The 603-nt window shown below is 58.5% G+C and carries 1 protein-coding gene; it reads right to left on the bottom strand.

The features are described 5' to 3' along the window. Window positions 1-603, bottom strand: a 603-nt coding sequence (locus AC3ET4_RS30940) for a helicase associated domain-containing protein (RefSeq protein WP_431955308.1), incomplete at both ends; no start/stop codon positions are given.

The raw sequence follows: 603 nt of genomic DNA, 5'->3' as shown, positions 1-603 counted from the left end.
TTTCAACTGGGTGTCAGTGGGCTTGTGTATTTTTTCCCAGCGCATGCCCATTCTGTCGAGTTCGGCCCGCGTGGCGTCGTCAACCTTCGTGTGCTCGCTGCGTACATCCTTAAGCCAGATTCCGAGAGGTACAGGCTCGCCGTCGACCGGCTCCCTATGCTTTTGCGGTACCTTGAGGTTGCCTTCTCTTTCGTAGAACTGCTTGGCGGCTTTCAGCTTCAACTGGGTGTCAGTGTTGCGGTGTATTTGCTCCCAGCGCATGTCCATTCTGTCGAGTTCGGCCCGCGTGGCGTCGTCAACCTCCGTGTGCTCGCGGCGTATATTCGCGATCCAGTATCCGAGATTTACATCCTCGTCGTCGACCGGCTCCTTCCAGTCGGACGGGACCTCGAGGTTGCGTTCTCTCTCGTAGAACTGTTTGGCGGCTTTCAGCTTCAACTGGGTGTCAGTGTCGCGTATTTTATCCCAGCGCATGCCCATTCTGTCGAGTTCGGCCCGCGTGGCGTCGCCAACCGGCCTGTGGCCGCTGCGTACCTGCGCGAGCCAGCTTCCGAGATTTACATCCTCGTCGTCGACCGGCTCCTTCCAGTCGGACGGGACGTT

It is taken from the genome of Actinacidiphila sp. bgisy167, assembly GCF_057707665.1.
Note: the sequence above shows the minus strand (reverse complement) of the source record. Positions and strands in the feature narration are given on the sequence as shown.